Source organism: Microbacterium sp. SCPM-O-B-15248 (M128) (genome assembly GCF_058214835.1).
In genome coordinates, this window is sequence record NZ_JBYQLI010000011.1 from 14443 (window position 1) to 39649 (window position 25207).

General features: G+C 71.8%; 21 protein-coding genes. 10 read left to right on the forward strand and 11 right to left on the reverse strand.

The features are described from left to right. Positions 1-17: 17 nt before the first annotated feature. Genes AC3E6M_RS15770 through AC3E6M_RS15785 form a run of 4 tightly spaced genes read right to left on the reverse strand, consistent with a single transcriptional unit; the run spans position 18 to position 5462 of the window. Positions 18-1148, reverse strand: coding sequence for a glycosyltransferase family 4 protein (locus tag AC3E6M_RS15770; RefSeq protein WP_138174440.1), 1131 nt, complete (start codon positions 1146-1148; stop codon positions 18-20). Then, a complete protein-coding gene (locus AC3E6M_RS15775) occupies positions 1148-2347 on the reverse strand; it encodes a glycosyltransferase family 2 protein (RefSeq protein WP_490530484.1) in 1200 nt (399 codons plus the stop codon). The genes AC3E6M_RS15770 and AC3E6M_RS15775 overlap by 1 nt, the downstream gene beginning before the upstream one ends. Next, a complete protein-coding gene (locus tag AC3E6M_RS15780) occupies positions 2344-3543 on the reverse strand; it encodes a glycosyltransferase family 4 protein (RefSeq protein ID WP_138174442.1) in 1200 nt (399 codons plus the stop codon). Before AC3E6M_RS15780 ends, AC3E6M_RS15775 begins: the two co-directional genes overlap by 4 nt. 2 nt (positions 3544-3545) lie before the next feature. Further along, on the reverse strand, positions 3546-5462 hold the full coding sequence (locus tag AC3E6M_RS15785) for a DUF6541 family protein (protein ID WP_138174444.1): 1917 nt from the start codon (positions 5460-5462) through the stop codon (positions 3546-3548). A 151-nt stretch (positions 5463-5613) separates the two neighbouring features. On the opposite strand from AC3E6M_RS15785, the gene glf reads away from it, so the two are divergent. Genes glf through AC3E6M_RS15805 form a run of 4 tightly spaced genes read left to right on the forward strand, consistent with a single transcriptional unit; the run spans position 5614 to position 10344 of the window. Continuing rightward, complete coding sequence (gene glf, locus AC3E6M_RS15790) at positions 5614-6750, forward strand: UDP-galactopyranose mutase (protein ID WP_138174446.1); 1137 nt, start codon at positions 5614-5616, stop codon at positions 6748-6750. After that, the gene (locus AC3E6M_RS15795) at positions 6747-8789 is read left to right on the forward strand and encodes an acyltransferase family protein (RefSeq protein ID WP_171024251.1); all 2043 of its coding nucleotides are present in this window, start codon (positions 6747-6749) and stop codon (positions 8787-8789) included. Before glf ends, AC3E6M_RS15795 begins: the two co-directional genes overlap by 4 nt. A 23-nt stretch (positions 8790-8812) precedes the next feature. Next, the gene (locus tag AC3E6M_RS15800; RefSeq protein WP_138174450.1) at positions 8813-9604 is read left to right on the forward strand and encodes an ABC transporter permease; all 792 of its coding nucleotides are present in this window, start codon (positions 8813-8815) and stop codon (positions 9602-9604) included. Beyond that, complete coding sequence (locus AC3E6M_RS15805; protein ID WP_138174452.1) at positions 9604-10344, forward strand: ABC transporter ATP-binding protein; 741 nt, start codon at positions 9604-9606, stop codon at positions 10342-10344. The genes AC3E6M_RS15800 and AC3E6M_RS15805 overlap by 1 nt, the downstream gene beginning before the upstream one ends. On the opposite strand, the gene AC3E6M_RS15810 is transcribed toward AC3E6M_RS15805, so the two are convergent. The 4 genes from AC3E6M_RS15810 to AC3E6M_RS15825 are packed head-to-tail and all read right to left on the reverse strand — an operon-like array spanning position 10329 to position 15999. After that, a complete protein-coding gene (locus AC3E6M_RS15810) occupies positions 10329-11294 on the reverse strand; it encodes a glycosyltransferase family 2 protein (protein WP_138174493.1) in 966 nt (321 codons plus the stop codon). The two genes, AC3E6M_RS15805 and AC3E6M_RS15810, sit on opposite strands and share 16 nt — an antisense overlap. A 2-nt stretch (positions 11295-11296) precedes the next feature. After that, positions 11297-13210, reverse strand: a complete 1914-nt coding sequence (locus AC3E6M_RS15815) for a glycosyltransferase (RefSeq protein WP_138174454.1) — start codon at positions 13208-13210, stop codon at positions 11297-11299. Between the two features lie 48 nt (positions 13211-13258). Then, the gene (locus AC3E6M_RS15820) at positions 13259-14602 is read right to left on the reverse strand and encodes an O-antigen ligase family protein (protein ID WP_252370942.1); all 1344 of its coding nucleotides are present in this window, start codon (positions 14600-14602) and stop codon (positions 13259-13261) included. Beyond that, the gene (locus tag AC3E6M_RS15825) at positions 14599-15999 is read right to left on the reverse strand and encodes an O-antigen ligase family protein (protein WP_138174458.1); all 1401 of its coding nucleotides are present in this window, start codon (positions 15997-15999) and stop codon (positions 14599-14601) included. The genes AC3E6M_RS15820 and AC3E6M_RS15825 overlap by 4 nt, the downstream gene beginning before the upstream one ends. Positions 16000-16061: 62 nt before the next feature. On the opposite strand from AC3E6M_RS15825, the gene manA reads away from it, so the two are divergent. From manA to AC3E6M_RS15845, 4 genes are all read left to right on the forward strand, one after another. Further along, positions 16062-17225 (forward strand): mannose-6-phosphate isomerase, class I, encoded by a 1164-nt coding sequence (gene manA, locus AC3E6M_RS15830; RefSeq protein WP_138174460.1) that lies wholly within the window; start codon positions 16062-16064, stop codon positions 17223-17225. Between the two features lie 135 nt (positions 17226-17360). After that, positions 17361-17684 carry a WhiB family transcriptional regulator gene (locus tag AC3E6M_RS15835; RefSeq protein WP_138174462.1) on the forward strand — a complete coding sequence of 108 codons (324 nt, stop codon included), beginning with the start codon at positions 17361-17363 and terminating at the stop codon, positions 17682-17684. 89 nt (positions 17685-17773) lie between these two features. Continuing rightward, positions 17774-20611 carry a glycosyltransferase gene (locus AC3E6M_RS15840; protein ID WP_138174464.1) on the forward strand — a complete coding sequence of 946 codons (2838 nt, stop codon included), beginning with the start codon at positions 17774-17776 and terminating at the stop codon, positions 20609-20611. Continuing rightward, positions 20608-22005, forward strand: a complete 1398-nt coding sequence (locus AC3E6M_RS15845) for a DUF5719 family protein (RefSeq protein ID WP_138174466.1) — start codon at positions 20608-20610, stop codon at positions 22003-22005. Before AC3E6M_RS15840 ends, AC3E6M_RS15845 begins: the two co-directional genes overlap by 4 nt. Before the next feature lie 13 nt (positions 22006-22018). On the opposite strand, the gene AC3E6M_RS15850 is transcribed toward AC3E6M_RS15845, so the two are convergent. Further along, positions 22019-22450, reverse strand: coding sequence for a hypothetical protein (locus AC3E6M_RS15850; RefSeq protein ID WP_230005565.1), 432 nt, complete (start codon positions 22448-22450; stop codon positions 22019-22021). A 124-nt stretch (positions 22451-22574) separates the two neighbouring features. Next, on the reverse strand, positions 22575-23519 hold the full coding sequence (locus AC3E6M_RS15855; protein WP_171024252.1) for an NADP-dependent oxidoreductase: 945 nt from the start codon (positions 23517-23519) through the stop codon (positions 22575-22577). A gap of 87 nt (positions 23520-23606) precedes the next feature. On the opposite strand from AC3E6M_RS15855, the gene AC3E6M_RS15860 reads away from it, so the two are divergent. Both AC3E6M_RS15860 and AC3E6M_RS15865 read left to right on the forward strand, forming a co-directional pair. Next, the gene (locus AC3E6M_RS15860) at positions 23607-24119 is read left to right on the forward strand and encodes a MarR family winged helix-turn-helix transcriptional regulator (RefSeq protein WP_138174468.1); all 513 of its coding nucleotides are present in this window, start codon (positions 23607-23609) and stop codon (positions 24117-24119) included. Between the two features lie 11 nt (positions 24120-24130). Next, positions 24131-24337: a DUF3499 family protein gene (locus AC3E6M_RS15865; protein WP_138174470.1), complete on the forward strand. Its 207-nt coding sequence runs from the start codon at positions 24131-24133 to the stop codon at positions 24335-24337. Positions 24338-24351: 14 nt separating this feature from the next. On the opposite strand, the gene AC3E6M_RS15870 is transcribed toward AC3E6M_RS15865, so the two are convergent. Continuing rightward, entirely contained in the window at positions 24352-25200 is an 849-nt protein-coding gene (locus AC3E6M_RS15870; RefSeq protein ID WP_490530485.1) for an RDD family protein, read from the reverse strand. Positions 25201-25207 lie beyond the last annotated feature (7 nt).

The following is a 25207-nucleotide window of genomic DNA, read 5'->3' on the forward strand; positions in this document are numbered from 1 at the left end:
CGCGGCGTCGGCGGCGCTCATCGGCGCGCTCCCGCAGCGAGCATGCGCTCGAGCTCGACGGCGGTCGCCTCGGCCGCACCGTCCCACGTGAAGTGCGACGCCCATTCCTGCGCGCGGCCGCGCGCGGCGGCATCCGGCGGGCTCGCGAGCGCGGAGGCGAGCGCGGCGCCGAAGGCCGCGGCATCCGTCGCATCGGCGTACCGGGCGGCGTCGCCGCCGACCTCGCGCAGCACCGGGACGTCGTTCGCGAGCACGGGGACCGAGCGGCGGAGGGCGTCGACGACCGGCAGGCCGAATCCTTCGACGAGCGAGGGGCAGACGTACAGATCGGCGACCTGGAACAGGGCCTCCAGCTGCGCGTCGCTCACCCATCCCGGCAGCACGACGTCGCCCTGGAGCCCGAGGCGGGCGACGTCCTCATCGAGCGGATCGGGCAGTCGGCTGCCCGCGATCACGGTGACGGGGCGCCGGGCGGGCGGAAGGGACGCCACGGCGGAGAGGAGCCCGGGGAAGTTCTTGTGCGGCATCCGATTGCCGACGCTGAGGACGACGGGGCGTCCCGGGGGCAGGGCGAGGGATGCCACGACCGCGGCGGGATCGTCAACCGGTCGCGGATCGGCGCTGCCGTTGTGGACCACGGCGATGCGGTCAGCGTCGACGCCGAGGTTGCGGACGATGCTCTTCGCGGCGGCGTGCGAGACCGTCAGGACCCGATCAGCGGTCCGTGCCGAGCGGCGCATTAGCCAGGACGTGAGTCCGCGTTGCGCGCGCTGCGCGAGCCCGCCCGGGATCTCGTCGTAGATCGCGTCGTGGACGGTCACCACGCGCGGGACCCCGCGGAGCACGGGGCCGAAGTTCTGCGGGGCCCAGACGAGGTCGGCGCGGTGCCGACGCGCGATCGCGTCGGTGGCGGCCACCGCTCCGAGCGCCCAGGTCGCGGGGTCCGCGCCCACGACCCGCAGGGTCTGCACGCGGCCCGGGAAGAACGCCTCGACCCGTTCGGTCCCCGTGCGCCCGGTGAGGGCGGCGAAGCGCACGTCCGGAAGCAGGTCGCCGAGGCGCGGCAGAAGCTCCCGGACGTACGTCTCGGTCCCTCCCCGCGAGCCGGTGAAACCGAGGAGGTCGACGAGGATGCGGCCGGACGGCATCAGCTCTCGATGACGGCTTCGGGGCGCTGTTCGCGCCGGGGCGTGGTGAGCACGCCCGAGAAGAAGCTCATCATCACGGTCTGGAAGCCCAGGATGATCAGCAGTGCGCTGGGCACGGCGATGCGGACGGCCTGGGCGGCGTTCTGCGTGCCGAAATCGAGATTGCCCCACAGGATGACCTGCACGATGCCGATGACCACGCCGAGCACGAACAGGCCGAGGCCGATGAGGAGCCCGCGCTCGGCCGACCAACGCGCGACGATGCGCCGGTACCTCTCGCTGGTGGGCAGGAATCCCTCCTGGGTGGCGTAGAGCTTGGTCAGCCAGAAGAAGAGCAGGGATTGGAACCCGATGACGCACAGCGCGCTGGCGTAGACCATCGTCGTCACGTCGAAGCCGACGCCGCCGATGTTCACGCCCCCGAACGCGAGGACGCCCACGGCGATCGCGCCGAGGAAGAACGCCACCAGACCCGGGTAGACGAAGAGCCAGCGGGGCGCGAAGAGCAGCAGGAAGCGCAGATGGCGCCAGCCGTCGTGCCAGCTGCGCAGGTGCGGCGGGCGCGACCGGCCGTCCTTCTTCAGCGTCGTGGGGACCTCTTCGATGCGGTAGCGGGCGAGCGAGGCGCGCACCACCATCTCGGAGGCGAACTCCATGCCGGTCGTCTGCAGGTCCAGCTCGCGGATGCGGGCGCGGTTGAAGCCGCGAAGACCGCAGTGGAAGTCGCGGATGCCGGGACGGAAGAACAGCTCACCGATGAACGACAGCACGGGGTTGCCGAGATACTTGTGCAGCGGCGGCATGGCACCGGGGGCGATCCCGCCGCGGAAACGGTTGCCCATCACGAGGTCGGCGCCCGCGCGCAGGCGCTCCACGAACGGTTCGAGGTTCTCGAAGTCGTAGCTGTCGTCGGCGTCGGCCATGATGACGTACCGGCCGCGGGCCTGCTCGATGCCGTTGATCAGGGCCGCGCCGTAGCCGCGCCGCGGCGCGTGCGAGACGCGGGCTCCCAAGCCCTCGGCGATGGCCTGCGAGCCGTCGGTGCTGCCGTTGTCGGAGATCAGAACCTCGCCGTGGATGCCGCTGCGCTGGAGGAATCCCTGCGCCTTGCGGATGCAGACCTCGAGGGTCTCGGCCTCGTTGAGGCACGGCATCAGGATCGTCAGTTCGACGGCGTCGTTCGGGGCGGGAGAGGTCACGGCGTGTCTTCTTTCATGATCCGCGGTGCGGGGGAGGTCGGCAGCTGCAACGCCGACAGGATCCCCTCCACGGTACGTCGGATGGTGCGGGTGCCCACGGCGGTGTCGTACCAGGCGCGCGCGGAGCGGCGCAGGTCGTCACCGCCGTCGGCGATGGCCCGGATCGCCCGGGCGAGGTCGGTGGGGGAAGTGGCGGGGGCGACGACGCCGTTGACGTCGTCGTCGACGAGCTCGGTCGCGGCGTTTCCCTCGTCGGCGACGAGGACGACGGGCGTGCCGTGGGCGTTCGCCTCGACCACGACGAGGCCGTAGCCCTCGCGTCGCGACGGGTTGATCAGGGCCAGGGCGCCGTGCAGGAGCGTGTCGAGCTCGGCATCCGACACGAAACCGGGGAACTCGGTCCACTCCGCACCGCCGACGCGATCCACCTCGGCGCGGACCTGCGGGGTACTCGGCCCCGTCCCGAGGATGACCAGGCGCAGGTCGGGGATCGCGGTGCGAGCCTCGGCGACGGCCGCCGGGAGCGTCTCGACGCGCTTGTCGGGGATGTGGCGGCCGGCGTACAGCACGTACGGGGGGCGGGATGCCGGGGACGTCGGTGCGGTCTCGACGGCGGCGTCGATGAGCCCGGGGCTGACGAGGGGCGCGCTGCGCAGTCCCTCGCGTCGTAGGCGGCTCGCGCTCAACTGCGAGTGGCAGGTCGCCAGCGGAGTCATCGCGATCGCGGCCCGTTGCAGGATCCAGGCGATCGTGCCGGTCACGGCCCCGGAATATTCGACCCACTGGCGGCGGTGCCAGACCTCCAGGTAGTCCACGACGAGTCGCGTTCCCGACCCCCAGAGGGCCAGGCGTGCGGCGAAGACGTTGAAGATCGGCAGTCCGCTGACGATGACCGCCGCGTACCGCGAACGACGTCGCCGCAGTTCCCGGAACAGGCCCGCGGCGTACCGCAGGGCCGCCGGGATGCGCCGGACTCCGTCGGCGGTGTACAGCGACAGACGCGTGGACACCGGCACGATCCGGAAGCGCTCTTCGGAGGGGACGGGGCCGTCCCACTGCACCGAAGTGAGGTAGTCGACATCGAGCCCGGCGGCGCCGATCGCGTCGGCGAACGCGCGGTACTGCCGCTCCCCGCCCCCGGTGGAGTACGGGAACAGGCAGTCGTACGCGACCGCGACGGTCGCTCGGCGCGCCATGATCAGCACCCCTCGATGCGGAACAGGCGGGCGTTCGGGCCTTGTTCATCCACGAGCACGAGGTGCGTCCCCGCCGCGAGGTCCTGGATCCCGTCGTACGCCGTCGCGCCCGCGGGATCGATCACGTCCTGTCGGCCGAAATCGAGCACGTAGTCCACGCCCAGGCCGTCCACGGTGCGGCAGACGGCGGGATCGGTGTCGATGTCGCGCAGGTGCGCGTTGAGGAACAGCACCTCGGGAGAGGGGGAGCCGAAGACGTGCTTCTGGACCACGTTCCGATCGGCGAACGCCAGGGCGAGGGACGTTCCCGTCCTCGGACTGCCGGCGATGAGGGCGTCGGCCGGGGTTTCGTCGTCGAGGCGTTCGAGCAGGGCCTGCTCGTCGCTCGAGAGGATCAGTGAGCTGTCGGTGTAGGCGTACGCCTCGTGGACCTGAGCGAGCGCGATGCGCACGTTCGGGCCGATGGCCACCGAGAACACGGCGGCGATCGCAGCGATTCCGGCGACGAGGCCGGTCCATGCGGGCAGGCGACGCGCGCGGCCCCAGCGGCGTGCGAGATCGACCACGGCGACGGCACCGAGAGTCGCCACGGGGACCGCGACGAGGGGCAGCAGAGCGGCCAGCCGGTTGGAGTCGTTGTACCAGGGGTTGGTCAGCAGCTGGCGCAGTGGGTGGTCGATCCGCAGGCCCGACGAGATCGCGAACAACAGCACCGCCACGGCGAACGGAGCGAGGACGGGAAGTTCCCGGGGGTGTCGGGCGACGACGACGAAACCCGCGATCAGCAGGACGGAGATGATCAGGGTCGGGGAGAATCCGCGCGGAGAGGCGAGCAGCCCCTCGCCGAGCGACTGGGCCAACTGCTGCCACGGAGCCCACCCGGAGTGCTCCGCCCCGGTGCGGAAGACGGTAACGGTTCCGACGATCGCGACGGCGAAACCGGCGGCCGCGATCGCGAGACCGAGGATCGACCCTCGCGTGCGTTCGGTCGCGGCTCGGACGGCGTGGGTGGTGATCACGACGGCGGCGGAGAAGAACAGCAGGCTGAGGAAGGCGTTGGGGTGGCCGAGGAACGTACCGCCGGCCAACAGGGCGGTGAGGAGCGCCGACCGTACGAGGGCCGGAGCCCGCCGCTCGCGCAGCATCGTCACGACCACCGCGAGGGCCGCGGGCATCATCGCGTATCCGACCAGGTTGGGGTAGAGCACGCCCCAGTTGAAGAAGAGGGCGGGGAACGCGCCGAAACCGGTCGAGAGGGCGGCTGAGACGATGTACGCGGTCCGCCTCTGCGCGAAGAACGCGCCCGCGAGCGCCAGGGTCGAGGCGGGCCACAGGATCGACACGATCGCGAGGTTCGCGCCGTTGACGGCTACCGGAACGGACGCGCCCGTCAGCTCGGCGCCGAGGGTCGTCAACGCGTGCCAGGCGTTCGGGTAGAAGCCGATGTCGGACGTCGAGCCGATCTGGAAGGGCGAGGCGCTGCCGTTCTGCAGACCGAGCGCGATCGCGTTGAGATGCACGATGTTGTCGAACCGCTGCGCGATGTTGTCGGGCGAACCGAAGGCGCGCGCGAAGACGACCGCGTTCGCGAGTGCGGCGGCAGCAAGAGAGACGAGCGCGACGAGTCCGACTCGGCGGTCGGCCGGGGCCCCGTCGGTACCCGCGAAGCGACGCAGACCGATCGCGATGCCGACCACGACGAGGGTCGTCAGCGCGAGGGGGACGAGATTCCACCGCAACCCCACCAGGGGGGCGACGGATGCCGCGACGGCGGCGACGGTGACCGAGATCGCCGGTGCGAGAAGCAGGCGCTGCGGGCTGCGAAAGCCCCAGCCGGCGACGACGACCGCTGCTCCCGGGACGATCAGAACGGCCGCGACGACGAGGTACGACGGAATCGCGCTGATCCAGTCACCCATGCAAGCCCGTCTCCGTTCGCGGTCATTTCGACACGCCATGCTAACGGACGGCACCTGATCCACCCCTGAGGGCGGCGGCGAGGTGCCCGCATAGACTGGTCGGGTGCGGGGCGAGACCCGCGCGTCCGTCGACACGAAAGTCTCTTTCTCCATGGATCTTCTCATCGTCGGTTCGGGCTTCTTCGGTCTCACGATCGCGGAGCGCGCGGCTGCCTCGGGTCGGAAGGTGACGGTCATCGATCGCCGTCACCACATCGGTGGCAACGCCTATTCCGAGGCCGAGTCCGAGACCGGTATCGAGGTGCACCGGTACGGCGCGCATCTGTTCCACACGTCGAACCCGTCGGTGTGGGAGTACGTCAACCGCTTCACCGACTTCACGTCGTACGTCCACCGCGTCTACACGACGCACAAGGGCGTGGTGTTCCCGCTGCCGATCAACCTCGGCACGATCAACCAGTTCTTCCAGGCGGCGTACACGCCCGACCAGGCGCGGGCGCTCGTGCAGGAGCTCGCCGGCGAGTTCGACGCGAAGGATGCCGCGAACCTCGAGGAGCGCGCGATCGGTCTGATCGGCCGACCGTTGTACGAGGCGTTCATCCGGGACTACACGGCCAAGCAGTGGCAGACCGATCCGAAGGATCTTCCGGCGGAGATCATTTCGCGGCTCCCCGTTCGGTACACGTACGACAACCGCTACTTCAACGACACGTGGGAGGGGCTCCCGGTCGACGGCTACACCGCGTGGCTGGAGCGGATGGCGGATCACCCGAACATCGAGGTGAAGCTCTCCACCGACTACTTCGACGAGACGCAGCCGTTGAACAAGGCGGCCACCGTCGGCCAGGTGCCGGTCGTCTACACCGGTCCCGTGGACCGCTACTTCGACTACGCGGAGGGCGAGCTGTCGTGGCGCACGCTCGATTTCGAGCAGGAAGTCCTGCCGATCGGTGACTTCCAGGGCACGAGCGTCATGAACTACGCCGATGCCGACGTCCCCTATACGCGCATCCACGAGTTCAAGCACTTCCACCCCGAGCGCGCTGATCGGTACCCCACCGACAAGACGGTGGTCGTGCGCGAGTACTCGCGCTTCGCCACGCGCGCGGATGAGCCGTACTACCCGGTGAACACTCCCGACGACCGGGCGGGGGTCCTGGCCTACCGCGAGCTGGCGAAGGGCGAGAAGGACGTGTTCTTCGGTGGCCGCCTCGGCACGTACCAGTACCTCGACATGCACATGGCGATCGGCTCGGCCCTGTCGATGTGGAACAACCAGCTGGCGTGACGGCGACCGGACTCTCCTCCCGCCACTCGCCGTCCCTCGCCCGCGCCGCGGGAGACGCGCGGTGGGAGTACCGTCCCGACGTCGACGGCTTGCGGGCCGTGGCCGTGCTGCTCGTCGTCACCTACCACGTGTGGTTCGGGCGCGTCTCAGGCGGCGTCGACGTCTTCCTGATGCTGTCCGCGTTCTTCTTGACGCGAGGGTTCGTCCGGCGCATGGCCGGCCCGACTCCGGTCCGCCCGGTGCGGCACCTGCTCGGCATCTTCCGTCGGCTGTTCCCGGCCGCGGCGATCACTCTCGTCGGGGTGCTCGCCCTCGTGCGGACCCTGTATCCGCCGACCGCGTTCGCCTCCGTCTGGGAGCAGACCTGGGCCTCGTTGCTCTACGTGCAGAACCGGCTCCTGGCGGCCGACGCGGTGGACTACTACGCCCGCACCGAGACGCCGAGTCCGCTGCAGCACTTCTGGTCGCTCTCGGTGCAGGGCCAGGCGTTCCTGTTGTGGGTGGCCGTCCTCGCGGTCTGCCAGATCGTCGTCCGCCGCTGGGCGCTCGCCCCCGATCGCGTGGTGGGAGCCGCCTTCGGCGCGGTGTTCGTGGCATCCTTCGTGTACTCGGTCCTCCTGACCGCCGCCGACCAGCGGGCCGCTTACTTCGACACCGGTGCCCGGCTGTGGGAATTCGCGGCGGGCTCGCTGCTCGTGGTGATCCTGCCCTCCGTGCGTCTCGGCGCGCCTGTCCGCGCGATCGTCGGGTGGGCGGGTCTGGTAGGGCTGCTCGTGCTCGGCATGGTCGTCGACGTGCGCGGAGGGTTCCCCGGGTTCCTCGCGCTGTGGCCCGTGCTGTGCGCGGCCGCCATCGTCGTCTCGGGCTCGGGGGAACGCCCCGCGGGTCCCGCGCGACTGCTGGCCTCCCGTCCGCTCGGGATGCTCGGACGCGACGCGTACGCCCTCTACCTCGTGCACTGGCCGGTGCTCATCACGCTGCTCGTGCTCACCGACCGGCCCGAGGCGGGCATCGTCGGCGGGGCGCTGGTCATCGGCGCGTCGCTCGTGCTGGCGCGGGGGCTCACCGCTCTCGTCGACGCGCCCGTCCGCGCCTGGCGGCGGACGGACCCCTCCCCTCTCGTCCCGGTCGCGGTGCTCGTCGTGGCGACCGCGGTCGTGGTGACGCCCCTCGCCGCCTGGCAGGTGTCCACGGCGATTCAGGACCGGGAGATCGAGGCCCGCGCCCTGCTCGACAACCCCGGCGCCGCCGTTCTGCGCGACTCCGCGCTTCCCGAGCCGCCCGCGGAGGCCGCTCTGCTTCCGCTGCCGACCATGCTCGAAGAGGAGTGGGTGCACCTCGACCACGAGTGCGCGGCGGAACGCGCCGTGCAGGAGGACATCTTGCACGGGACGTGCTCGGAGACCCGCGGCACCTCCCGCGCGGGCGACACCGTCGTCGTGATCGGCGACTCGCACTCCCAGCAGGTCACGGGAGCCCTCCTCCCCGTCGCGGCCGACAACGGGTGGGGTGTCGTGTTCCTCATCAAGGGCGGATGCTCCATGGGCATGGACGACCCCGGACTGGATGACCAGTGCGGGGCGTGGCGTGAGGCGGCGATCGCCCACGCGGAGCGGATCGCGCCCGCGGCCGTGCTGACCGTCGTCACCCGCTCCGATGCCGGCGACACGGATGAGACCCTCCGGCCGGGCATCGAACGTTTCCTCGGACGCATGGGCGACGCGGGCATCGACGTCATCGCGGTCCGCGACAACCCCCGGTTCGCGTTCGACATGTACGGGTGCGTGATGGAGGCGGACGATCCCGTCGACTGCGCCGTTCCTCGGGCCGGTTCCCTCGCCGACGTCAATCCGGCGCGGGATCTCGCCGCCCCCGGGGTGCGGCTCGTCGACCTCACGCAGTGGATCTGCCCCGACGACTTCTGCCCCGGCGTGATCGGCAACGTCGCGGTCTACCGCGACGACAACCACCTCTCTCGTACGTACTCCCGCACCCTCGCCCCGTCGCTGGCCGAGCAGCTGCCCCTCAGCCTCGGGTGAGGGCGGGCGCATAGGATTCTCCGGTGACCCCCGCCACCGTCGGCGCCCCCGGATCGGTGCGGCGCTCCCTCCACTCGCTGTGGTTGCTGTCGTCGCGCGATCTGCGTGTGCGGTACTCCACGAGCGCGCTGGGATACCTGTGGTCGGTGCTGGATCCGCTCGTGATGAGCGGGATCTACTGGTTCGTCTTCACCCAGGTCTTCCACCGGTCGGTGGGGGAGGACCCGTACATCGTGTTCCTCATCGCGGCGCTGCTGCCGTGGGTGTGGTTCAACTCCGCGGTGACCGACTTCACGCGGGCGTTCAAGAAGGACGCCCGTCTGGTGCGCTCCACGTCGATCCCGCGCACCATCTGGGTCACGCGCATCGTGCTCAGCAAGGGGATCGAGTTCCTCTTCTCCCTCCCCGTGCTCGTGCTCTTCGCCCTGTTCGGGGGCGCTCAGGTGTCGTGGGGGCTGCTGCTGTTCCCCGTCGCCGTACTGCTGCAGACGATGCTGCTGGTCGGACTGGGCCTCATCGTCGCCCCGCTGTGCGTGATGTTCGGCGACCTCGAGCGGACGACCCGTCTCGTGCTGCGGGCGCTGTTCTACGCCTCCCCGATCATCTACGGCGTCGGCAACCTTCCCGGCGTCTTCGCCGACCTCGCTGCCTTCAACCCGCTGGCCGGCATCATCACGCTGTACCGCGTCGGGTTCTTCCCCGACCAATGGGATCCGCTCACGGTGATCGTCGGCGCCGCGCTGAGCCTCGGCATCCTGGGTCTGGGTGTGTGGCTGTTCCCGCGCCTGGAGCGTCCGGTGCTGAAGGAGCTGTGATGGACCGTCCCGCTATCGAGGTGCACGATCTCGGCGTGCGCTTCCGACGCAACCGTCGCGGCGGCCGCTCGCTCAAGGACCTCTTCGGGGGTGCGGCCCGCCGGACGCGTCCCGACGAGTTCTGGGCCCTACGCGGGGTGTCGTTCTCGGTGGGGCCCGGCGAGGCGATCGGCGTCGTGGGACGCAACGGACAGGGCAAGTCCACGCTCCTCAAGCTCGTCGCCGGCGTCCTGCTGCCCGACGAGGGCACGGTCGAGGTGCACGGAGGCGTCGCGCCGCTCATCGAGATCACCGGCGGCTTCGTCGGCGACCTGACGGTGCGCGAGAACGTGCGCCTCACCGCCGGACTGCACGGGATGCCGCGCGCCGAGGTCTCGCGCCGGTTCGACGACATGATCACCTTCGCCGAGATCGGCGACTTCGTGGACACCCCGTACAAGCACCTCTCGAACGGGATGAAGGTGCGCTTGGCGTTCTCGGTCGTCTCGCAGCTGGACGAACCGATCCTGCTCGTGGACGAGGTGCTCGCCGTCGGCGACCGGTCGTTCCGCGAGAAGTGCTACCGCCGGATCGACGAGCTACTCGCCGACGGCCGGACGCTCTTCTTCGTCAGCCACAACGAGAAGGACCTGCGCCGCTTCTGCTCGCGCGGGCTCTATCTCGACGGCGGCGGGCTGCAGCTGGACGCCCCGATCGCCGAGGTCCTCGACCGCTACAACGCCGACTACGCGACCGGCTGAGCGGGCTCCAGCGGCGGCATCGGGCGCCAGGAGGCGTCGCGCGAGATCGTGCGTCCGTCGCGGAGCCCACGGAAGAGGTGGCTCGTGCCGCGCAGCTTCCGCTCCACCACGACCAGGCGGATGAGCTCCTTGACGAAGGTCAGGGCCGTTCCGGCCGCGAACGGCACGGCCCGGTAGACGCCGAGCTCGCGGTAGTACTTCGCCAGGTACGCGCGGTTGCGCATGATGTAGTACCGGTACGCGTCGCTGGAGGCGTTCATGTGCCGGATGCCCATGTCCCACTGCTTGATCTCGCGGGTGCGTCGCAGGACGAACTCGTTCACGATGACCGAGTCGGTCACGCGGGACGCGAGCCAGCCGTAGAGCTGGTCGTCCCAGTAGATGAAGAAGCGCGGGTCGGGCAGGCCGATCTTCGCCACGACGTCGCGGTGGATGAACATGCCCTCGAAGCAGCCCGAGTTCATCGGCTTGAAGCCCGACGAGTCGAATCCGGCGGGGGCGAAGGGGATGGGAATCGCCATCGACTCGGCCACGCGGTACTGCCAGTAGAACTCGCTGCCGTCGTAGTCGTAGCGGCGACCCTGGATGCTGCGGAACTTCGGCGCCCATCGCCCCATGCGGTCCAGGCCGTCGGTGACGACCTCGACGTCGTCGTCCATGAGCCAGATCCACTCCGAGCCCAGCTCGTACGCGACGCGCATGCCCTCGCTGAAACCGCCGGAGCCTCCGGTGTTGGTCTCGAGGCGGCGGTACACCAGTTCGGTGGGGAGCCGATCGCGGAAGGACTCGACGACCTCGGTGGTGTCATCCGTCGAGGCATTGTCGATGATCACGAGGTGCCCGGGGGCGGGAGACATCCGCTCGATGCTCTCGAGCAGGCGCGTGAGCAGAGTGGTGCGGTTGTAGGTGACGACGACGATGGTCGCGGTTGACGGATCGAAGGATGCCACGCTCACGCACGCTCCTCGAAGGTCGCGCGCCACTGCGCCTCGGACACCATGTCGGGGAGGGCCTGGCGGTACTGCTTCGACAGGCGGGGCCACTCGCGCTGGAGGCGGCGGTGCAGGCGCACGGTGTCCAGGAGCATCCGGCGGAACTGCGCGCGGTCACGCGTGTAGACGTTCTTGCCCGACCCGTCGGCGGCGCTGACCAGGGCGCTGTCGTACAGGGGTACGCGCCACCAGTGGGCGTCGCCCTTGCCGAACTCGACCTCGGGCTGCTCGAGGTTCTCGGGGCGGGGTGCGTGCACCCAGTGCGAGATGAGCGTGCGGATGGTGAACGTGCGGAGGGCCAGCCCGGTGGGGCTGTCGAACTCGTTCTTCTTCAGGCGTCGGAAGACCTGGCGTCCGCGTCGCGAGCGCAGCGGCACGCCGGAGTCCTTGTGGATGCGGGTCTCGGGGTGCTTCTGCGCGATGAGACGGGCCTCGGGCATGGCCCGGTCGAGCGTTTCGCGCATGTGCGCGGGCCCGGAGAGGATGTCCCGCAGTGCCCGGTGGCGGAGCTCGACGGGGTAGTACTGCATCATCATGAGGTGCTTCAGGTCGACGCGTCGGCTGTGGCGGATGAGGGTGCCGCCGCGCGGAGACCGCGAGTGCAGGAGGGCGGCCACGATGCGGTTGCGCGCGTGGAAGTAGGCCTGCCAGTCGATCGAGTCGTCCTTGCCGACCCACGACACGTGCCACAGTGCGACGCCGGGCATGGAGACCGTCGGGTAGCCGGCATCCCGGGCCCGCACGCAGAACTCCGCGTCGTCCCACTTGATGAAGGCCGGAAGGGACAGACCGATCTCGCGCAGAATGCTGGTCGGGATGAGACACATCCACCAGCCGTTGTAGTCGGCGTCGAGGCGCATGTGCAGCATCGGCGTCTGGCGCAGGTTCGCGACGCTGAAGTCGTGCGGGAGGCGCTCCTGGAAGAGCGCGCGCCACATGAACGGCTCGTCGTCGACGACCTCGGCCCAGGCGTGGAGCTTCGGGCGGTCGAGGAGGTCGAACATGTGCGCGCCGACGATCGTGGGGACCGAGGCGTAGCGGCCGAAGACGACCGAGCGGCGGATGGACTCGGGCTCGATGCGCACGTCGTCGTCGAGGAGTTGGACGAAGTCGCTCTCGGGCCGCTGCAAGGTTTCGACCATGGCGCGGGCGAATCCGCCGGAGCCGCCCAGGTTGGGCTGGCGTACCACCTGCAGGGTCTCGCCCAAGCGTGCGGCGACCTCGGGGAACTCGGTCTCGTCCGAGACGAGCGCCGTGCCCTGATCGATGAGGAAGACGCGGTCGACGACGTCGAGCACATCCGGCGAATCGGCCAGGGCCTGCAGCGTCGTCACGCAGTAGTCGGGCTTGTTGAAGGTGGTGATACCGATGCTCGCCTTGCCGGCGCGCACGGGCTCCTGCTCGGTCGTCCACTGGGCGCCCTCGAACATCGCGTCGGTGCGGTCGGCGGCGACGTCGAACCAGATCCAGCCGCCGTCGCTGTACTGGTCGAGCACGAGGTCGAAGGTGCTGTCGACCCCATCGCCCCGGACCTCGCGGGTCTCGATGCGCTGCCGCGTGCCGCCGCCGGTGGAGCGGTAGACCAGGATCGTGGCATCCCCGGAGGTGCGCACGCTCAGGCGGACCTCGCGCACGGCCGTCCAGTGCTGCCAGTAGGCGGCGGGGAAGGCGTTGAAGTAGGTGCCGAACGAGACGCGGCGACCGGCGACGATGCGGGCCCGGTGCCGGTCGAGCACGTTGCTCAGCTGGGCGACGTTGGTGACCCGCACGGGCTCTTCGTCGATCGTCGACCACGTCTCGGGGTCGACGTACAGGGGGAGCAGATCGGGATCGCGGTCCAGGGGGAGCACCGCGTTCTGAAGGGTGTACGTCACGAAGAAGTCTTTCGTCGAAGGCGCGGGCCGTCGCGGCCAGCCCGCAGTCTACCCGGCGCCGTCGGGCCGGCCCTGAGCGTCGGCCCCGCCCGTCGCGACGCCGGGAGCGGGAGCGGCGCGGTTGCCGAGCCGCTCGCGCCAGGACCTGGACTGCCCCGCCCGCACCGCGCACAGCACGAGCAGCAAGAGCCCGGCGCCCGACAGCACGGAGCTCTCGAACAGCGACACCGTCAGTAGCGCGACGAGTGTCAACGGCGCCCACGTGTGCACGACCGCGCGACGCTCGCCCGCCACCAACCAGGCGCGCGCCAGGGCGAGCGCGCACAGGACGAGGAAGACGAGCAGTCCCGCCCAGCCCAGCTGCAGCAACACGTCGAGGTACGCGTTGAGCGCGGAGGCGTGCTGCTGGTCCAGACCGAAATTGAGGACGCTGAACGGTGCGGTGTCGGGCGGCCAGGGCCCGAACCACCCGAACCCGTGGACGGGACTGTCGTCGGAGAACCGGAGGATCTCGCCCCACAGATCGGTACGCAGCGACAAATCGTCGCGGCCGTCGAGGGCTGCGGCGATCGCCGCGCGTTGCGCCCAGGCGAGGGCGAGCGCCGCGAGGACCGCGACCCCGAGCGTCAGCTGAGCCGCGCGGCGCCGGCGCGGGGCCAGGGTGCGCACCGCCGCGAGTGCCGCGGCGGCCACGGCGGTGACCACCGCCACCAGGACGACCGTGGGGGAGCCGCTCAGCAGGGCGAGGCCCACCGAGAGCGCGACCGATGCCGCCGCCGTGGCGGGCCGGACCGACCGCGTGCGCCATTCCACGAGGAACGTCAGGAGCGCGATCACCGTCACGACGCCCAGGTCGTTGCGGCTGCCGAACAGCCCCTGGACCGGGCCGAGTTCGGTGATGTCGCCCCGGATGCCGAGGAACGGGATGGGGGTGTCCCACAGGATGCCGCTGAGCACCTCGAGCGCGAGCGAGGCCGCCAGCAGCCAGCGCAAGACGTCGCCGAGCGCCCGCACGCTCTGGTGGGCGTCGCGCACGTGCCCGATGACGACGCCGAGGAACGACACCCCCACCAGGGCCGCCCATCCCACGGCGGTGCGGGCGGCGTCGGTGCTCCACAGCACGCTGGCGCCCGCCCAGACCACGAACACCACGAGGGTCGTGGGAGCGAGGTGCAGCACCTCGATTTCGCGGCGGCGCACGATCAGCATGGCGACGCCGAGCGCGCACAGTCCCGTCAGGACGGTCGCATACGTGACGTCGCCGGCGAGGCCCCGGATCGCGGAGGCGCCGAAGACGGCCGCGAAGGATGCGATGGTGAACGCCCGCGCCAGCTCCGCCGACGCCAGGACCGGTCGGGGATCGGGGCGCGTGGGGGAGCGGTCGGCGCTCACGACCCCGATCTCTGGAGCTCGCCGCGCTCGATCGCGATGCTCTGCTCGGCGGGGCCCACGCCCACGAGCGGGGACTGCTTGATCTTCGACCCGAACAGCACGACGAACATCCATCCCCACAGCAGCAGCGGTGCCGACTCGGTGAGGCCCTGCACGACGAGGAGGCCGCCGATCAGCGTGGGCAGGAGCGTGAGCGGGGAGTAGGGGCGGTCGGCGCGCAGATCCCATCGCGGGCGGTCGACGGCGAAGAACCACGACCGCCAGACGTAGGCGAGGAACACCAGCGCCAGCAGGACGACGCCGACACCGCCCAGCTGCAGGTAGGCGTCGAGCCACATGCTGTGCGCCTGCACGACCGTCTGCCCGTGGTCGACGACCCACCCGTCGATCAGCGGCTCGGAGGCGATCCAGGGCGTGGAGAACCCCCAGCCGACGAGGGGGTGCTGGTCGGCACGCGCGAGCACGTCGGCCCAGATGCCCTCGCGTCCGGTCAGGTCGGCGCCGCGGCCGAGGATGCCGAAGACCCCGTCGCGCCCGAACCACAGGACGGCGCCCCCGCCGAGGCCGATGAGCGCGTACAGCACGTACCATCGCGTCCGCTCGCCGGGGCGGCGGGCGGTGCGCATCACCATCACCGTGGCCAGGACGAGCACGACGAACCCCGCGGCGATCACGGTCGTGGCGGAGCCGGCCCGCACGAACAGGAACGCGGCGACGACGATCCACCCGACCAGGAGGGATCGGCGCGGTGCCCCCGCGGCGATGCGGATGGCGAACACGATGATCGCCACGAGCATCGCGGCACCGAGGAGATTCGCGTTGCCGAAGATCCCCTGGATGCGACCTCCGTCGAACAGGTTGTCGCGCGACCAGTACACGATCGGATCCATGCGTCCCACGGGCAGGACGAATCCCGGCAGCAGAGGGCCGCGGACGAAGAGCGACACCGCCAGCTCGAACAGCAGCGAGAGTCCGACGATCCACTTGGCCGCCGAGGCGACCGCGCGGACGACGTCGCGCCACGCCAGCACCGCGCCGATGAACAGTCCCTGGAAGGTGGTGAGAGCTAGCAGCAGCCAGGTGAGGACGGATGCCGCCGGCCACGCGCTCCACGCCACCGAGGCCCCGGCCCACGCGACGTAGGCGAACGCGAGCCACGGAAGACGACGGACGGCGACGGGCGGTCGCACGACGATCCACACCACCGCCGACACGATCCCGGCGGCGACCACCACGACGCCGGTGGCGGTAGGGCCGATCGCGTTGACGACCCCGACACCGCCGAGGGCGAGGACCAGGACGAAGACGCACCACGCGCGGAGGAGCAGGTGACCCGTGGTCTCCCGCGTCGGAGCGGCCGGCAGCGCCGAGACCGGGTGACTGGTGTACATCGCCATGGTCAGATCAGGCTACCGTCCGCCGCTCTCCGGGCCGAGGGGGCAGCGCTAGGCTGGCGGCCGTGCTGGTTGAGATCTCGAACACGCCCCGTGACTACGCCTGGGGGAGCGCGACGCTCCTAGCCGACCTCGAGGGCCGCACGCCCTCGGGTGCCCCCGAGGCGGAGGTGTGGTTCGGCGATCACGCCGGTTCCCCGGCGCTCGTGCACGACGGGTCGGACCGGACGCTGGACACGTGGCTCGGCGACGTTGCGGCCGAGGCCGGAGTGCCCTCCCGTCTTCCCTACCTCCTGAAGCTCCTCGCTGCCGGGGCGCCCCTGTCGATCCAGGTGCACCCCTCGAAGCGTCAGGCTGTCGAGGGTTTCGCGCGCGAAGAGGCGGCCGGCGTGCCCGTCGACGCGGGTCACCGCAACTACAAGGACGACAACCACAAGCCCGAGGTCATCGTCGCTCTCAGCGAGACCTTCACGGCCCTCGCGGGCCTGCGCGACGTCACCGCGACGCGTCGGCTGGTCGCCGCGCTCGGCGACGGCGACGGGGTGCGCGCCCTCCGCGAGCGCTTGGACGCCGCCGAACCCGCTGCGGCTCTCCGCGCGGCGATCGCGTGGGCGCTCGGCGAGGCCGGCGCGGCGGAGATCGAGCAGATCGTGTCGGCTGCGGCATCCGCGGAGTCCGAGGAGTTCGCCGGCGAACTGGGCCTGACGCGGACGCTTGCCTCGGCCTACCCGGCCGACCCCGGCATCGTGGTCGCCCTTCTCATGAACCTCGTCGAACTGCGTCGCGGCGAGGCGATCTTCGTTCCCGCCGGTGTCTTGCACGCCTACGTCGCGGGCTTGGGCGTGGAGATCATGGCCGCCAGCGACAACGTGCTGCGCGGCGGCCTCACCCCCAAGCACATCGACGTCGCCGAGCTCCTCGCCCTCGTGGACTTCCGCCCGGCGGCCCCGCCCCTCCTCGCTCCCCGAGCGGCCGCGGACGGGACCGAGCTGTTCGCCCCCGGCATCCGCGATTTCGCCCTCGCTCACGTGACGGGCGCACACGTTCCCGCCGACGTGGTGCTGCGGGGTGTCTCGATCGCGCTGTCGGTCGCGGGGCGCGCCGTGGTGACGGGGGCCTCGGGTACCGCCATCGAATTGGCGCCCGGCCAGGCCGCGGTGGTCACTCCCGACGAGTCGCCCGTGACCGTCACCGGCGGCGAGGTCTTCGTCGCGATGCCGGGGGAGTGACGCGCGACACGCCGAGAGGACCGCGTGAAGGTTCACCTCGCCCTTGAGGGTTTACGATCCGCAGCTTGACCAATTCGAATGACACGGGTGTAATTACTCGTACGCGTCCGTGGGTCGAACGAGGGGGAGGACGAGATGGCGACATCGCAGTACCGGTCCGGTGTCCCGGACAACTGGTTCGTCGATCCGGTCGATCTGGGGGTTCCCGGTGTCCGTCGTGACATCGACGCCACCGAAGAGAACACCCTCGCGTGGCAGACCGACGCGCTGTGTTCGCAGACGGACCCCGAGGCCTTCTTCCCCGAGAAGGGCGGGTCGACCCGCGACGCCAAGCGCATCTGCACGTCGTGCGACGTTCGTTCGGAGTGCCTCGAGTACGCCCTCCAGAACGACGAGCGGTTCGGCATCTGGGGCGGCCTCAGCGAGCGCGAGCGCCGCAAGCTCAAGCGTCGCGCCTGACTCCCGGCATCCGAGCCTTCCTGAGGGATCCTCGACGGCTCGGCGCGGCGTCCGCGAACACCGGACACCCCGCCTAGGCTGACCACGCCATGCCCGCCCGTGTACACGCCGTCCTCGTGGTCCGCCCCGAAGGACGCATCCCCGCCGCTCCCCACCTCACGCGCACCCTCGAGGCGCTGGCCGCCCAGACTCGGCCGGTCGATGCCCTGACGATCGTGCTGTGCGGTGCAGATCCGGAGTTGACCCGCATCGCGGCGGCCTCCGGCGCGGAAGGCGTGATCACCGCCTCCCCGGGGACGCCGTTCGCCGCGGCGACCGCGTTGGCGAGCCCCCGTCTGACGGGGGACGCCGTCTGGCTCCTCGCCCAGGACACCGCGCCCGACCCCGATGCCCTGCTGCGCCTCGCGGGCGCGCTGGAGCTGTCGTCGTCGCTCGCCCTGGCCGCGCCGAAACTCGTCGCGTGGGACGACCCGGCCGAGATCGTCTCGCTGGGCGTGAGCGTGACCCGCTACGGCCGCAGTGTCGAACTCGCCGCCGGTGAACTGGACCAGGGCCAACGCGACGGGGATGCCGACGTGCTCGGCGTCGACGTCCGCGGGGTGCTCGTGCGCCGTGAGTCGTGGCGCGCGCTCGGCGGCCTCGACCCGGCCCTCGGCGGCGCGGACGAGGGACTCGACCTCGGCATCCGCGCGCGCTTGGCCGGCGACCGCGTCTCGCTCGTTCCCGCCGCACGGATCGCCGTGGCCGGCGACGGCGTCGCCGCGATGGCGCGGGGTCGCGCCCGCGCCCGCCGACGTGCCTTCGCCGAGCGCACCGCGCAACTGCACCGTCGGTTGGCGTACGCGCCGGCGGCCGCGGTCGTGCTGCATTGGCTGTCGTTCCTGCCGCTGGCGCTGTGGCGCACGATCGCCCACCTCGTGGCCAAGGTGCCTTACAAGGTCGTGCCGGAGTGGGGTGCCGCGATTCTCGTGATGGCCCGCCCGGCCGCCGTCGCCCGCGCCCGCCGACGGATCCGCACTCTGCGCACCGTCGGATGGTCCCGCATCGCGCCCCTGCGTGTCTCGCGGTCGGAGCTCCGGCTGCAGTGGGCGGGAGACGCGGCCGAGAGCGACGCGCCCGTGCGCTCCGAGCTGCGCTTCTTCGTCGGCGGCGGGGCGTGGGTCGTCCTCGGTGCCCTCGCGGTCTCCGCCCTGCTGTTCGCCCCTCTGCTGGCCTGGCCCGTCCTCGGCGGCGGCGCGCTCGCCCCCCTGCGGGCGAGCGTCGCCCAGCTGTGGCAGGACGCGGCCTGGGGAGCGCGTCCTCTCGGCCTGGACGTCGTCGGTCCCGCCGACCCGTTCTCGGCACTCATCGCCCTGATCGGATCCCTGTCCCCGGCCGAGCCGTCGCGGGCGCTCGTGGTGCTGTGGATCCTCGCCCTGCCGCTCGCGGTGCTGGGCGGGTGGTTCGCCGCCACACGCGTCACGGAATCCTCTCTCCTGCGCATCACCGCCGCGCTCGCCTGGGCGCTCGCCCCCACCTTCCTCGCCGCGCTCGTCGAGGGCCGGCCCGCCGCGCTCCTGCTGCATCTGCTGCTGCCGTGGCTCTTCTTCGCCGCGAGCGTCGCGCACCGGTCGTGGGCGCCCGCGGGAGCGGCATCCATCCTGCTCGTCGCCGTGCTGGCGTGCTCCCCCTCGCTGGCTCCGGCCGTCGTCGTGTTGTGGTCGGCCGCGCTCGTCGTGGTGGCCCTGGCGGCCCCGCGGGGGATCGCCCGCGTGGTGTGGCTCGTCATCCCCTCGATCGTGGTGTTCGCGCCGCTCATCTGGACCCAGGTCCGGCTCGGGAACCCCTGGGGACTGCTCGCGGATCCGGGTGTGCCCTTCGCGGGCGCCGAAGCCACCGCCGACCCCCTCGGACGTGCGCTCTTGGCCGCCGGGTTCCCCACCTCGGATCCGGGCGGGTGGGCCGCGCTCACCGGCGGTCCGGTGTGGTGGGTGGCGCTGCTCGCCGCCCCGCTCGCGGTGCTCGCCCTCCTGGCCGTGCTGACCCCCCGGTGGATCACGGCGACCAGCCTGCTCGTGATCGCGGCGACGGGCCTGGCGACCGCGTTCGCCGCCGTCGGGATCGCGGTGACGTTCGACCACTCCACGCCGGTGGCCCTGTGGCCCGGCGCGGGGCTGAGTGTCGCCTGGCTCGGCGTCGTGGGCGCGGCCGTGATCGCTTTGGATGCCGGTCTCGTCGAGCGCGTGCGCGTGTTGCGGCCGATCGGGGCGGTCGTGGCCCTCGCGGCCCTGCTCGTCGCCGTGGCGCCCTCGCTGACGGCCGTGACCACCGCATCTCCCCGCGCCGTGCTCACGAACGGCCCCGTCTCCACGCTCCCCGCCTTCGTCGCCGCGGAGGGGCGAGGGTCGACCGCGATGGGCACGATCGTGCTGGATCCCCGCGCTGACGGCTTGCGCGTCGACGTCGTATGGGGCGGCAGTGCGACCCTGACCGGGCAGAGCACGGTCGAGGCCACCCGCACGCAGGCCCGCCCCGCGGACGAGGAACTCGCCGCGCTCGCCGCCGACCTCGTCACTCCGTCCTCCGAAGACGCCGTCGCCGGCCTCGCGGCCCGCGGCATCGCGTTCGTGCTGCTCGAACCGGCTCCCGGGGGAGAGGACGACGTCATCCGCGGCGCCCGTCTGACCGCGGCGACCTCCCTCGACCAGCGCAACTCGCTCGACGGCGTCGGGTCGACCGCACGCGGCGAGCTGTGGCGCGTGACCTCCGAGGTCCAGCCGCGCGCCGGGCTCGATGCCCACCAGACCCGCGTGCAGCAGCTCGTCGCGGTCGGTTCGCTCGCGGCCCTGCTCGTCGCCCTGCTGCTGGCGGTTCCCACCGCCGCATCGCGGCGCGTCGCCCGCCGCACTCCGCGCACCGTCGGACCCGTCCGGGGAGGTACCCGATGAGCGATCGTCGCCTGGTCCGTTGGGCCACCACCAGCGCCCGTGTCGTCGCCGGCAGCGCCGTCGCCGCGGCCGTGGTCGTCGGAACGGTGGCCGGCATCGCCGCCCCGTGGCCGACCCGCGTGGCCGAACCGGTGCGGGTGCAGGTCACCCCGGCTCCCTCGGACACCGTCCTCGCGTGCGACGGGCCCGTCTTCGCCCTGGGGCGCACGGCAGAGTCGGCGGGCGCCCTGAGCGTCGCCGCCGCCCAGGAGACCGTGGCGGGACCGGAGGGGACGGGAGCGGACGTCTCGACCCTCGGCGGCGCGACCGCCGACGGATCGGGGGATGCCACGGCCTTCCGGGCGCCTCCGATCGACCGTGTCGCGACCCCCTACGCCGCCGCCGGTTCCGCCACCGTCGCCTCGAGCGACCTCACCGGATTCAGCGCCTCGGCGTGCCGCCCGCCGCTGGCGGAGTCCTGGCTGGTGGCGGGAGCGACCACGACGGGCGCGAACGACCTCGTCGTCCTCGGCAATCCCGGCGACGTCCCGGCGACCGTGCAGCTGTCGGTCTACGGCGCTCAGGGCGTCTCGACACCGCCGGGCGGCACCGGCCTCGTCGTCCCCGCCGGTGGGCAGCGCGTCCTCCCGCTCGCCGGCCTGCTGCTGGGCGAGGAGAGCCCGGTGGTGCGGGTCGTGGCCACCGGCGCGCCCGTGCACGCCTCGCTCCAGACGAGTCTCACCCGCGTCCTGCTCCCCGGGGGCAGCGATCAAGCCGCCCCGCTCGCGCAGGCCGCGACCGATCTCGTCATCCCCGGTGTTCAGGTGCTCACGACCGGCGAAGGGAACGCGGGCACGGTCCTGCGGCTGCTCTCGCCCGGCGCCGAGGCGTCGGCGACCGTGACGATCGCTCCCGTCGACGGTGGTGCGCCGGTGGGCGATCCCCGCACGCTCGCTCTGCCGGCCGGGACACCCACTTCGCTCGACCTGTCGGGACTGGCCTCGGGCGCCTACACGATCTCGGTCCAGGCGACCGAGCCCGTCGTCGGCGGCGCGTGGTCGACCACGGGTTTCGGGGAGGGCGCGGACTTCGCCTGGTATGCCCCGGCCCCCGCGTTCGCGGCATCCGGTCTCGTGGCGGTCGCCCCCGGTGCCGGGGGCACGCTCGTGATCGCCGCGGATGACGCGAGCGGACCGGCGTCGGTCTCGGTGACGCCGCAGTCCGGCGGGGTCCCCGTGACCGTCACGGTGCCCGCGGGAGGCTCCGTCGCGGTGCCGGTCACGGCCGGCGTGTACGAGCTCGCTCCGGACCGCGCGGTGCACGCGGCGGTCTCGTACGCGGCTCCCGGGGCGCTGGCCGGTTACCCGCTGTGGCCCGCCGACGCGGCGGCGGGAGCCCTGACGATCCTGCCCTGAGCAGCGGCGCCGCTCACAAGAAGCGGAAGCGCTCGGGGCCGAGATCCCATGGGTCGCGTTCGAGGTACTCGGCCGCTGCCCGGAACACGGCGCCCTCGATCATCATGCGGCGGTGCAGGTCGTCGTCGATGTGCGGGTGGCCGAGTCGCTCGATCGGAACGCGGTAGAGGATGATGCGCTTCTGCTCGCGCAGCACCTGCCAGCGGGGGATCGCTCCGGTGGCCGAGGGGGGCATGATGCCGATCTCGAACGACACGTCGCGCAGCTCGCTCCACGCCGACCGCAGGAATTCGGCGGCCGTGCTCACGGCGATGTCGAAACGCTCGATCCGGGTGTCCAGCGGGGGCAGGGGCGGCCGCACGACGGGGCTGCGGTTCTCGCGGCCGTGACGACCGTGGCGCGAGGGCCGCGCGACCGGCCGGGCCTCACGGGATCGACGACGCATGCGCCCATCCTACGGTCGAGGTGACCGTCGGGCCGTCGCGTGGTGGGCGACGATCCAGTCTTCCCGCGGTGACGGCGCGGCGGCCGGCGGGCGGTGCCATCATGAACGCCCGCCGACCCGCGGTTCATCGGGCGTCGGCGGATGCCAGGACCACGACCTTGCCCGCGATGCGGCCCTCGCTCGCCTCGGCGTGCAGGGCGGGGAGGCCGTCGAGCCCGATCCGACGGTCGACGCCGGCGACGAGTTCGCCGGCATCGACGAGCCTGACGATCTGCGCGAGGCGCTCACGGTTCGCTCGGACGAAGACGGTGGCCGCGCGCACGCCGCGCGTTTCGTCGGAAGGAGTGGTCATGAACGCGGTGGTGCTGACCACGGTGCCGCCGTCGCGGACGAGCGCCACCAGGCTCGCGAATTCCTCGGGGTCGAGCGGGGCGAGGTTGAGCAGGACGTCGACGGGCTCGGTCACCGCGTCGAGCAGGGACTGGGCCGCGTGGTCGATGATGACGTCCGGCCCTGCGGCCGCGACCGCCGCGACGCTGCGCGAGCTCGCGGTCGCGATCACGTGTGCACCGGCGCGCCGCGCGAGGCGGATCGCGTGCCCACCGACCGCTCCGCCGGCGCCCACGATGAGCAGACGCTGACCGGCATGCAGCCGACCGTCATTGAAGAGCGCCTGCCACGCGGTCAGGGCGACAGAAGGCAGGGCGGCCGCGTCGGCGAGGGGAACGCTGTGTGGTGCCGTGACGAGTGCGGCGGCGGGGGCGACGACGTACTCCGCGGCCCCGCCGTCGGCCTCCATCGGCAGGAACCCGATGACGCCCTGCCCGACCTCGAGGCCGGTGACGCCCGCGCCGAGCGCGTCGACGACGCCGGAGACGTCATACCCCGGGATGTGGGGGAGCGAGATCGGGATGGGGAGGAATCCGGCCCGCATCCCGTTGTCCGCGGCGTTGAATGCCGAGGCGGTCACACGCAGCCGCACCTGTCCCGCCGCGGGCGTCGGGATCTCGACCTCTTCGAGGCGGAGCACTTCGGGTCCGCCGACGTTATGGAACCGAACTGCCTTCATGATGATGTCCTTTCGTTGGTGCTTCGAACTCGAAGCATATGAGGACGGTAGCAGTGCTTCGAACTCGAAGCAAGGTAGGATCGACGCATGACCGATCTCCCTGCCGCCCTGAGTCCGCGGCAGCTCGACGCCTACTTCGCGTTCACCGAGGTGAGCAGCCTGGTGCGGCACGCCGTCGAGAAGCAGCTGCGAGAAGCGGGTGACCTCGGGTACGTGCAGTTCCAGCTGCTCGCCCGTCTCGGCGACGCTCCCGGAGGCGCGCTCCGCATGACCGATCTCGCGGACGGCGTCGTCTACAGCCGCAGCGGCCTCACCTACCAGGCGCAGCTGCTCGAGCAGCGCGGGCTCGTGACCCGCGCCCCGTCGCCCGAGGACGAGCGCAGCATCGTCGTGACACTCACCGACGCGGGCCGTGCGACGCTCGCGACGGTGTTCCCCGGCCACATCGAAGCCGTTCACCGTCTCCTGTTCGCAGCGCTCGACGATGCCGACGTCGAGGCGCTCGCGGACGTGTTGGGTCGCGCGGCGGCTCGCCTGCGCGCCGACCCACCCCGCTCGGCCGCGGCGCGGCGTCGTCGGCCCGGCGCGGCCCCGGCCTAGGCTGACCCGCGATGCGCGACAGACTCTGCTCGAAGGTGGGATGCGCCCGCGAGGCGATGAGCACCCTCACTTACGACTACGGCGACCAGATGGCCGCGCTCGGCCCCCTCGGCCGTGCGGGCGACCCGCACGCGCACGATCTGTGCGCGATCCACGCCGACCGCCTGTCGGTTCCCCGGGGCTGGGTCGTCGTGCGCCACGAGACCCTCCGGGCCTGACCCGGCCTCAGGCCTCAGGCGTCGGGCGCCGAGGTCAGGGACGCCGCCCGCTCGTTCTCGAGCAGGAGCGCCCGGTACTCCCTGTCGCGTCGCACCGCCGCCGCAGCGCGCACCAGCGTCTCGGGGTCGACCGCGGGCACGGGGGAGACGTACGGCTGCACCGACTGCGCCAGGCTCGCGGCGACGCGCGCGCGGGCGGCGGGCTCGAGCGCGTCGGCTCCGCGGACGAACTGCGCGACGCGGGCGGCCAGCCGGTCGGGGAGGCGTGAGACATCGGCGACCGCCGCCCACCCCTCCATCCCCGGGGGGACCCCCGGCGCCGCCGCCGGCAGCGGGCGCGTCCGCGTGCGCTCGCACGCCGTGCCGGCCATCAGGTCGCCGACTCGCTGGGCGCGCGGAGTGAACATCCCCACGACGGCGGCGATGCCGCCGAGCGTGAACCACAGCTCCAGCACGCCCACGAGCGCGCGGATGAACGCCTGGCGGAAGCCGGTGGCTCCGCCGTCGACGCGCACGATGCGCCCGCCCACCGCGAGGCGGCCGAGACTGCGCCCGCGGGAGAGTGTCTCGACCGTCGTCGGAACGACCACCATCACCGCCACGATGAGCACGATGACGCCGATGCGGAAAGCGCTGTCCGGAATCGTCCCACCGGCCACGAGGGCGGTGAGAAGGAGCGAGCCGGCCACGAGCAGCACGATGCCGACGACCATGTCGATGAGGCATCCCACCGCGCGCAGGAAGAACCCGAGCGGCTGCACGTCCAGTGCGACGGCCTCGCCGGTGAGCGTCTCGTCGGCCGCGGCGTGCACGAGCGTCGTCGCGGGACCGGGGACCGGAGGGGATGCCGCGGGCGAAGCCATGCGTACA

Excerpts from the sequence above, each read along its gene's own strand:
- AC3E6M_RS15770 (WP_138174440.1), bottom strand. The coding sequence starts at position 1,148 with ATGCCGTCCGGCCGCATCCTCGTCGACCTCCTCGGTTTCACCGGCTCG.
- AC3E6M_RS15780 (WP_138174442.1), bottom strand. The coding sequence starts at position 3,543 with ATGGCGCGCCGAGCGACCGTCGCGGTCGCGTACGACTGCCTGTTCCCG.
- AC3E6M_RS15785 (WP_138174444.1), bottom strand. The coding sequence starts at position 5,462 with ATGGGTGACTGGATCAGCGCGATTCCGTCGTACCTCGTCGTCGCGGCC.
- glf (WP_138174446.1), top strand. The coding sequence starts at position 5,614 with ATGGATCTTCTCATCGTCGGTTCGGGCTTCTTCGGTCTCACGATCGCG.
- AC3E6M_RS15805 (WP_138174452.1), top strand. The coding sequence starts at position 9,604 with ATGGACCGTCCCGCTATCGAGGTGCACGATCTCGGCGTGCGCTTCCGA.
- AC3E6M_RS15825 (WP_138174458.1), bottom strand. The coding sequence starts at position 15,999 with ATGGCGATGTACACCAGTCACCCGGTCTCGGCGCTGCCGGCCGCTCCG.
- AC3E6M_RS15835 (WP_138174462.1), top strand. The coding sequence starts at position 17,361 with ATGGCGACATCGCAGTACCGGTCCGGTGTCCCGGACAACTGGTTCGTC.
- AC3E6M_RS15840 (WP_138174464.1), top strand. The coding sequence starts at position 17,774 with ATGCCCGCCCGTGTACACGCCGTCCTCGTGGTCCGCCCCGAAGGACGC.
- AC3E6M_RS15845 (WP_138174466.1), top strand. The coding sequence starts at position 20,608 with ATGAGCGATCGTCGCCTGGTCCGTTGGGCCACCACCAGCGCCCGTGTC.
- AC3E6M_RS15850 (WP_230005565.1), bottom strand. The coding sequence starts at position 22,450 with ATGCGTCGTCGATCCCGTGAGGCCCGGCCGGTCGCGCGGCCCTCGCGC.
- AC3E6M_RS15855 (WP_171024252.1), bottom strand. The coding sequence starts at position 23,519 with ATGAAGGCAGTTCGGTTCCATAACGTCGGCGGACCCGAAGTGCTCCGC.
- AC3E6M_RS15860 (WP_138174468.1), top strand. The coding sequence starts at position 23,607 with ATGACCGATCTCCCTGCCGCCCTGAGTCCGCGGCAGCTCGACGCCTAC.
- AC3E6M_RS15865 (WP_138174470.1), top strand. The coding sequence starts at position 24,131 with ATGCGCGACAGACTCTGCTCGAAGGTGGGATGCGCCCGCGAGGCGATG.
- AC3E6M_RS15870 (WP_490530485.1), bottom strand. The coding sequence starts at position 25,200 with ATGGCTTCGCCCGCGGCATCCCCTCCGGTCCCCGGTCCCGCGACGACG.